Annotated in this window: 8 protein-coding genes; 4 read left to right on the top strand and 4 right to left on the bottom strand. The window is 64.4% G+C overall.

The genetic code is table 11. The features are described from left to right. The 4 genes from VGE27_RS04590 to VGE27_RS04575 form a co-directional block, all read left to right on the top strand. The coding region (locus VGE27_RS04590) for an NADH-quinone oxidoreductase subunit L (RefSeq protein WP_331048455.1) at positions 1–1369 on the top strand (1369 nt) is incomplete at its 5' end. Beyond that, on the top strand, positions 1362–2903 hold the full coding sequence (locus VGE27_RS04585) for an NADH-quinone oxidoreductase subunit M (protein ID WP_331048454.1): 1542 nt from the start codon (positions 1362–1364) through the stop codon (positions 2901–2903). The genes VGE27_RS04590 and VGE27_RS04585, both read left to right, overlap by 8 nt. Next, entirely contained in the window at positions 2893–4278 is a 1386-nt protein-coding gene (locus VGE27_RS04580; protein ID WP_331048453.1) for an NADH-quinone oxidoreductase subunit N, read from the top strand. Before VGE27_RS04585 ends, VGE27_RS04580 begins: the two co-directional genes overlap by 11 nt. A 16-nt stretch (positions 4279–4294) precedes the next feature. Continuing rightward, entirely contained in the window at positions 4295–5932 is a 1638-nt protein-coding gene (locus tag VGE27_RS04575; RefSeq protein WP_331048452.1) for an NAD-dependent malic enzyme, read from the top strand. A 59-nt stretch (positions 5933–5991) separates the two neighbouring features. Here VGE27_RS04575 and mobA read toward each other — a convergent pair whose 3' ends face one another. The 4 genes from mobA to VGE27_RS04555 form a co-directional block, all read right to left on the bottom strand. Next, positions 5992–6591: a molybdenum cofactor guanylyltransferase MobA gene (gene mobA, locus VGE27_RS04570; protein WP_331048451.1), complete on the bottom strand. Its 600-nt coding sequence runs from the start codon at positions 6589–6591 to the stop codon at positions 5992–5994. A 7-nt stretch (positions 6592–6598) separates the two neighbouring features. After that, positions 6599–6829 carry a formate dehydrogenase subunit delta gene (locus VGE27_RS04565; RefSeq protein ID WP_331048450.1) on the bottom strand — a complete coding sequence of 77 codons (231 nt, stop codon included), beginning with the start codon at positions 6827–6829 and terminating at the stop codon, positions 6599–6601. Beyond that, positions 6822–7655 (bottom strand): formate dehydrogenase accessory sulfurtransferase FdhD, encoded by an 834-nt coding sequence (fdhD, locus tag VGE27_RS04560; RefSeq protein ID WP_331048449.1) that lies wholly within the window; start codon positions 7653–7655, stop codon positions 6822–6824. Before fdhD ends, VGE27_RS04565 begins: the two co-directional genes overlap by 8 nt. Continuing rightward, the coding region (locus VGE27_RS04555; protein WP_331048448.1) for a molybdopterin oxidoreductase family protein at positions 7648–8843 on the bottom strand (1196 nt) is incomplete at its 5' end. The genes fdhD and VGE27_RS04555, both read right to left, overlap by 8 nt.

Raw genomic sequence — 8843 nt, 5'->3', positions numbered from 1 at the left:
GTTCATCACCAACCGTATCGGTGACGCCGGCTTTCTGCTCGGCATGTTCCTGCTGTACCGCGCGTTCGGCACGCTGGACATGGACACCATCAACGGTGCGCTGGCGGCGGGGCAGGGCGCGATGATTTCGGCTGGTCTCGTGGCACTGTTGCTGTTCGTCGGCGCCACGGGCAAGTCTGCGCAGATCCCGCTGTACGTATGGCTGCCCGATGCCATGGCCGGTCCGACGCCAGTGTCGGCGCTCATTCACGCCGCCACCATGGTCACGGCGGGTGTGTATCTCGTGGCGCGCATGTCGGGGGTGTATGTACTGGCCCCCGATGCGTCACAGGTGATGGCCGTGATCGGCGTGCTGACAGCGTTCTTTGCCGCGACTATCGCACTCGTGCAGACCGACATCAAGAAGGTGCTGGCCTACTCCACCGTGTCGCAGCTCGGGTTCATGTTCCTGGCGCTCGGCGTGGGTGCGTATGGCGTAGCCATCTTCCATGTGATGACGCATGCCTTCTTCAAGGCGTGTCTGTTCCTTGGCGCGGGCAGCGTGATCCATGCGCTTGGCGGCGAGCAGGACATCCGGAAGATGGGCGGGCTGCGCACCCGCATTCCGGTGACGTTCTGGACGTTTGCCATTGCCACAGCCGCCATTGCCGGTATTCCCGGGCTGGCTGGTTTCTTCTCGAAGGACGAGATCCTCTGGTACGCCTTCTCCAGCGCCTCAGGTGGCGCGGCGTGGATGTGGGGGCTCGCCGCGCTGACCGCGTTGATGACGGCGTTCTACATGACGCGACTGTTGTGGCTCACGTTCTTTGGCGCCTCGCGCATGAGCCACGAAGTGGAGCACCATGTGCACGAGTCGCCGCTGTCGATGACGGGCGTGCTGGGCGTGCTCGCGCTGCTGTCCATCGTTGGTGGCTACATCGGGGTGCCGCACTTCCTCGAGCCACAACTGCCACTGCCACAGGTGGTGCCGGCGCTGGAGCACTATGAACACACGCTGCTGTACGTCTCCATTGCACTGGCGTTTGGCGGGGTGGGGCTGGCGGTGTTCCTCTACAGCGGACCAGCGTCCAGACCTCAGGCGCTCGCTCGCACCTTTGCTCCGCTGCATGCCTTGCTGAGTGGCAAGTACTTCGTGGACGAGCTCTATGATCGGGTGCTGGGGCGTCCGCTGGTGTGGATCTCGGAGAATGTGCTGCTCAAGGGCGGTGACCGGATGCTGTTGGACGGCACGCTGAACCGCCTGGGGGCTGCCGCCCATCGCATGGCCGCGCTGTTCGCTCGCGTGCAGACGGGAAGCCTGCACGTGTATGGCCTGATGGTGGTGGCGGGTCTTGTGGGCGTCGTGCTCTGGAGCTGGCGCCATGTCTGATGCCATGCTGCTGAACTGGGTGTTGTTCCTGCCGCTGCTTGGCGCGGCCGGTCTGCTGGCGTTGCCGCGCGGCAATGGGGCGGCGGTACGCATGGTCACCGTGGGTGTGATGACCGCGCAGTTCCTCATGACCGTGATGCTGTACGCGCACTTCGACGCCACGGTGAGCGGACTGCAGTTCGCCACGTCGGTGCCGTGGATCGCGGAGTGGGGCGTGTCCTATGCGATCGGCATGGACGGCGTCAACGTGTTGCTGGTGCTGCTGACGGGCTTTCTCGGTCCGCTGGTGGTGCTTGGCGCGTGGACGGCCATCGAGCGGGACGTGACGCTATTCCATGTCATGGTATTGCTCCTGCAGTTCGCCATGATGGGTGCGTTTCTCGCCCAGGATCTGTTCCTGTTCTATGTGTTCTGGGAAGCGATGCTGATCCCGATGTTCCTGATCATTGGCATCTGGGGCGGCGCGCGACGCAGCTACGCGACGATCAAGTTCGTGCTGTACACGGCGTTCGGCAGCATCCTCATGCTGGCGGCGCTGATCTACCTGGTGCAGTCGCTGCAGAACGCGGGTGGCGTGGCCTCGTTTGCCTTTGCAGATCTCATGCAGGCCCAGCTCCCGCTGGATGTGCAGGTGACACTGCTGGCGGCCTTTGCTCTGTCGTTCGCGATCAAAGTGCCGATGGTTCCGCTGCACACCTGGCTGCCTGACGCTCACGTGGAGGCGCCGACACCCGGCTCGGTGATTCTGGCCGGGGTGCTGCTCAAGATGGGCACCTACGGCTTCATCAAGCTGGGCTTCCCGCTGTTCCCGGATGCCACGCGTGTGTTCACGCCCGTGCTCATGACGTTGTCGGTGGTGAGCATTGTGTATGGGGCCTGCCTCGCGCTGGTGCAGAACGACATCAAGAAGATCATCGCCTACTCGTCGATCAGTCATCTTGGGTACGTGATGCTCGGTCTGCTCAGTCTCGATCTGGCGGGCATCCAGGGCGCGATCATCCAGATGGTGAGTCACGGCCTCGTGGCCGCGGGTCTGTTCCTGCTCGTGGGCATGGTGTACGAGCGCTGCCACACACGCGAGCTGTCGGCCTACGGCGGGCTGGCGCGCCAGATCCCCGTGTATGGTGTGTTCTTCATCATCTTCACGCTGGCGTCGGTGGGCTTGCCCACGACCAGTGGCTTCACCGGCGAGTTCATGGTGCTGCTGGGCGCCTTCAATGCGGCCTGGCCCCAGCATCTCGATGGCAACCAGTTGCCACTCGTGCTGGCGGTGGTGGCTGTGACCGGCGTGGTGCTGGGCGCCCTCTACATGCTGCGCTTTGCGCTGACCTTCCTGTTTGGACCGGTCAAGGCTCCGCACACCCCGTTGCATGATCTCTCGCTGCGCGAACGCAGCATTCTGGGCATTCTGGTGATCTCCATCTTCGCCCTTGGTCTGTTTCCGGATGGCGCGTTGCGGAAGACTGAACTCGCGGCCAAGGCATTCCAGACTCGCCTGACCGCGACGCAGGTGGGAGGTGGCCATGCCAACTAACGACGCGTTGCTGGGCATGTTGCCCGAGCACCTGCTGCTCGGTGGCATCGTGGCCGCCATCATCACGGTGCTGCTGCGCCAGGGACGCACACTCGTGTTGCCGGTTGCCGTGTTGTCGGTGTTGGCCGCTGCGGGGGCCGCCTTCTGGCTTGGCGGAGCAGGAACCACAGTGGAGCCCTTCCCGGGGCAGTTCGTGGTGACGCCGCCAGTACTCATGACCAAGGGCATGCTGCTCTTGCTCGCGGTGCCCGTGCTGCTCATGTCACGCACCGAATTCGAGGATGGTGAGTTTTCCATCCTGCTGTTGTCGTCACTCTATGGCATGAGCCTGTTGCCGTCGGCGGCGAGTGCGCTGGTGTTGTTCCTCGGTCTCGAGTTGATGTCGATTCCGGTGTACGCGCTGATCGTGCTCGCCTTCCGCCGGCCAGCGTCTGCGGAATCCGCGCTCAAGTACATCGTCCTGAGTGGCGCCGCCTCGGCGATGTTCCTCATGGGTCTCTCGCTGATCTACGGCGAGACTGGATCGCTTTCGGTCGCGGCGTTCGCGCAGTCGGTGTCGGCCACCGACCCGCTGACGCGCACTGCGCTCGTGCTGGTGGTGTCGGCACTGTTCCTCAAGGGCGCGGTGGTGCCGTTCCACGCGTGGGCACCGGATACGTACGAGGGCGCGAGCATCCCTGTCACCGCTTTCATGGCCACGCTGTCCAAGGGCGGCGTGATGCTGGTGGCCTGGCGCCTGTTCGACGGCGCCGAGCTTACCGGGCCGTTGGTGGGCATCGTCGCCGCATTACCGCTGGTGTCGATCGTGTGGGGCAACATCGCCGCGATCCGGCAGCAGAGTCTCCGGCGGATGATCGCGTACTCGTCGATCGCGCATGCCGGCTATTTGTTCTACGCGTTGCTGGGCTCGTCGTCCGGACGCCTCGAAGCGATCACGTTTTACGTGGTCGTTTACGCGGCGGCCAACCTGCTGGCATTCGCTGTGGTCCCCACGGCCGCCACCGACGAAGAGCGCGACAGACTCGACCGTCTGGATGGCCTGTTTCACCGGGATCCGCTGGCCGCTTCTCTCATTGCTGTGGCAATGTTGTCGCTGGCTGGCCTGCCTCCCCTTCCCGGATTCACGGCCAAGTTCCTTATCTTTCGATCGGTGGTTGCCGCGGGATACAGCGCCTACGCTGTGCTCGGTCTGATCGGCAGCTTCCTCGGACTGTATTTCTATCTGCGCGTCATCCAGCGGATGTTCATGAGCGCCGGCGAAGGGGCTCGGACAACTGGCAACGGACAGGCACTGGCCCGCGTGGCGGGTGTGCTCTGTCTGCTGGCCACGGCTGTGTTGACCATCGCGCCTGGGTGGGCCCTGGCGCGGCTCTGAGACACCTGGAGAAGTCGTGACTGCACCACTACAACCGAAACGCGGCGCCACGCTGCTGAATGACCCCGTCCTCAACAAGGGGACGGCGTTCTCGGCCGCCGAGCGTGACGCCTTCGGCTTGCGCGGCCTGCTGCCGCCGCGCGTGATGACGCAGGAGGAGCAGCTCGATCGCATCCTGCCCGGCGTCCGAGCTCGGCCCACGCCCATCGATCAGTACGCGTATCTGGTCGCCCTGCACGATCGCAATGTGACGCTGTTCTACCGCCTCGTGATGGACAATCTCGAGGAGTTTCTCCCGGTGTTGTACACGCCGACGGTGGGACAGGCCTGTGAAGAGTTCGGCCGGATCTTCCGCCGGAGCCGCGGCTTGTATGTCACGTCGGAAGATCGCGGTCGTGTGCGTGATGTGCTGGCCAACTGGCCGCACGATGATGTGCGCATGATCGTGGTCACCGACGGCGAACGCATCCTCGGCCTTGGCGACCTCGGCGCCAACGGCATGGGCATCCCCATCGGCAAGCTGACGCTGTACACGGCGTGCGCCGGTGTGTCGCCGCATCAGTGCCTGCCCATCACCATCGATGTGGGCACGGACAACACGGCACTGCGTGAAAGTGCGGCCTACATGGGCGTGCGCGATCCGCGCCTGCGCGGCGAAGCTTACGACGAGTTGCTCGACGAGTTCGTTGAGGCGGTGAAGGAGCGTTTCCCGCTCGCCTGCCTGCAGTTCGAGGATTTCGGCAACCACAACGCATTCACGCTGCTCGAGAAGTGGCGTGACCGTACCTGCACGTTCAACGACGACATTCAGGGTACGGCCTCGGTGACGCTGGGCGGACTGCTTTCGGCGGCCAAGCTCACGGGCATCCCGCTGCGCGAGATGCGCCTGATGTTCCTCGGCGCCGGCGAGGCTGGCATTGGTATCGGCGATCTCGTGGTGCAGGAGATGATGGCCGAAGGGCTCACCGAGCTCGAGGCACGGCAGCGCTGCTGGTTCATGGATTCGCGTGGGCTCGTGGTGGATTCACGCACGGACCTGCAGGATCACAAGCGACGGTTCGCCCACGAGCATGCCCCGGTGGCGTCGCTGCAGCAGGCGGTGGAACAGCTCAAGCCGCATGCCCTGATCGGTGTGTCGGGTCAGCCGAGCACGTTCACGCCCGGTGTACTGGCCGCGATGGCCGCGAATCATCCGCGTCCGATCATCATGGCGCTGTCCAACCCGACATCGAAGGCGGAGTGCACGGCGCGTGAGGCCTACGTGGCCACCGATGGACGGGCGGTGTTTGCCAGCGGCAGCCCGTTCGCGCCCGTGACGCACAAGGAACGCACACATGTGCCGGGGCAGGGGAACAATGCCTACATCTTCCCTGGTGTGGGCCTTGGTGTGATCATCAGCGAATCCACCCGCGTAACCGACGAGATGTTCGCGATCGCTGCGCGCACACTGGCCAATCTGGTGTCGCCTGAGGATCTGGCGATGGGCCGGATCTATCCGAGCCTCACACGCATCCGTGAGGTGTCGCGTGCCATCGCCATCGAGGTGGCAAAGATCGCGTTCGACCGTGGCCTGGCTCGTGCGACGCGCCCGGATGACCTGGCGGCGGCGGTGTCGGCCGCGATGTACGAACCGGTATATCAGTCGTTGATCTGATCTGATCGATTGACCGCGATCGAGTGAAGCCGCTTCGGGATGGTGCCGGAGCGGCTTCGCTATTTTTGATTGGCGCGTGCCAGGATCTCCGCTGCTTGCAGCTCTGGCAGTGCGTTGATGTTGAGAAAGCTGTCGGCGATGTCGGCGAGCGAAACACGACAGGCCTGTGCGGATTCCGCGAACCCGTGTGCCGACCGTCTTCCACCCGCGAGGTAGGCATTGAGCTTGCCACCGATATCGACGCGGCCGAGCAGGAAGAGATGCTGGTCGCGCAGGCCATCGTGCGGGAAGGCCATCGTGCAGCCATCGTTTTCAGCCACAGCGCCCAAACGCTCAACGACCTGGCGGTCGAGGAAGGGCGCGTCTCCTGGACAGCAGAAGAACCACGGAGTGTGCACGGCCTGCAAGGCCGCCTGGAGGCCACCCAGGGGACCGATACCGGTGGTGATATCCTGCACGACAGGCACACCCAGTGCCTGATACGCCTCGCGTTCCCGATTGGCGCTCACGATCACCGCGCTCACCTGCGGCGTCAGTCGCTCCAGGACATGTGCAACGAGAGCGCGGCTGTTCATCGTTTGCAGCGCTTTCTCTACGCCACCCATGCGGGTGGCACGACCACCGCAGAGGACGATGCCCGTGATGTCGTTCCGCGTCACGTGGTGGCTATGCGGGTGGTGCGACGCTCAGGCGCTGCGCGGCCAGCAACGCCAATGGATGCAGCTCGGCCGGAGGTCCTGGGGAACGCTGGATGACCGAGGCGAGTTCGCGGCGCATGGCCGGTGGCCAGAACTTCATCATGTGATCGTGGATACCGTCGATCGCGTCTGATTCGGGGTACGGCGCGAAGAACAGCGCGATCTGGTTGACCATGCGGATCACGTCGCTCTCAGACATGATCAGCCACCGTGGCCTCGTGCGGGAACCGTACGATCTCGAGTGCGTCTCCGCGGCCCATGGTGGAGACCAGCGGCACGCCAAGCTCATGTGCCCAGGTGAGTGCCATGGTCGTGGGAGCACTGATGGTGGCCAGCAATTGGGCCTCGAGTGCGGCGGCTTTGTATACCAACTCGTAGCTGCATCGGCTGCTCATGAGCACGAAGCCGGGGGCTTGCGCCGAAGCGGCTCGCAGGACGGCACCCACCAGCTTGTCCAGGGCATTGTGACGGCCCACATCCTCGCGCACGAGTACAATCTCCCCCTCCATGGTGCACCATGCCGCTACATGCACCGAATGTGTCTCGGCGTTGAGTGGCTGGTGCGCCGCCAGCTCGCGCAGGGCCCGGTGAATGGCAGGATCTTCCACCACCTTCACGCTCAACGATTCGGTCCGGCGTGCATGCAGCGCGGCGAGAGATTCGATGCCGCACAGACCGCAGCCGGTGTTGCCAAGCAACGACCGGGCGCGCAGGGCGTTTGTGTCGAGTCGCGTGGCGTCGACCGTCAACTGCACCGTGTATTCGCCGAGCGCCTCCGAGAGCTGTATTCCCACGATCGCCGCGACATGGGGCACGATGCGTTCGGTGATTGCGAGCCCGATGGCGAGGTCCTCGAGATCGGCCGGCGTGGCCAGCATGACGGTCCACGGTGTCTCGTTGATCGTGATGGCCACGGGCGCTTCCACCGCGATTCCCCACGTATCGGCGTGCACCGTGCCTGCCGGAGCATGGCGAGCGATCGCACGGGTCTGAACACCGGCCGTCGCGGAGCCGGTGTCAGTCAACAGGACGCACCTCGACCGCTGTGACCTTGTACTCGGGGCAGTTCGTCGCCCAGTCGGAGAACTCGGTGGTGACGACGTTGGCGGCCGCTTCGGGGTGATGGAACGTGGTGTACACGATGCCTTCCGGCACCCGATCGGTCACACGCGCATGCAGCGTGATGGCGCCCTTGCGACTGGAGAGCAGCACACCGTCGCCCGAGGACACGCCGCGCACTTCCGCGTCGTGCGGGTGGATCTCCAGCACGTCCTCGTCGTGCCATACCGTATTGGCGGTGCGACGGGTGGCCGTGCCGACGTTGTACTGCGTGAGCACTCGGCCCGTGGTGAGCAGCAATGGAAACTTGCGGGTGGAGCGCTCGTCGGTGGGTACGTACTGCGTGACCAGGAAGCGTCCCTTGCCACGCACGAAGCCCTCCTCGTGCATGACTCGCGTGCCCAGCGGCTTGGCCGTGGTGCAGGGCCACTGCACGCTGCCCACGCGGTCGAGATGAGCAAACGACACGCCGGCAAACGTGGGGGTGAGTGCGGCGATTTCGTCCATGATCTGCGAGGCGTTGTCGTAGGCCATGGGGTAACCCATGGCGGTGGACAGCCGGCACACCACTTCCCATTCGGCCATGCCAGTGCGGGGTTGTGTCACCGGCCGCACGCGATTGATACGACGTTCGGCGTTGGTGAAGGTGCCGTCTTTCTCGAGGAACGCCGTGCCAGGCAGAAACACGTGGGCGTACTTCGCTGTCTCGTTGAGGAACAGGTCCTGCACCACCACACAGTCCATCGCGCGCAGGGCGTCGGTGACATGAATGGTGTTGGGATCGGATTGCGCGATGTCTTCGCCCTGCACGAACAGGCCGCGGAACGAACCTGCCACCGCCGACGAGAGCATGTTGGGAATGCGCATGCCCGGCTCGTGATCGAGCGAGGTGTTCCATGCCTGTTCGAACTGTGCACGCACCGCCTGATCGGATATGTGGCGGTAGCCGGGCAGCTCATGCGGGAACGATCCCATGTCGCAGGATCCCTGCACATTGTTCTGACCGCGCAGCGGGTTCACGCCCGTGCCGTCCCGGCCGATCTGTCCGGCGGCCATGGCCAGGTTGGCGATGCCGAGCACCATGGTGCTGCCCTGGCTGTGCTCCGTGACACCGAGGCCGTAGTAGATGGCGGCATTGCCCGCACCAGCGTACA

Origin of the sequence: Gemmatimonas sp. (assembly GCF_036405635.1) — a bacterium.
Classification (GTDB): Bacteria; Gemmatimonadota; Gemmatimonadetes; order Gemmatimonadales; family Gemmatimonadaceae; genus Gemmatimonas.
Note: the sequence above shows the minus strand (reverse complement) of the source record. Positions and strands in the feature narration are given on the sequence as shown.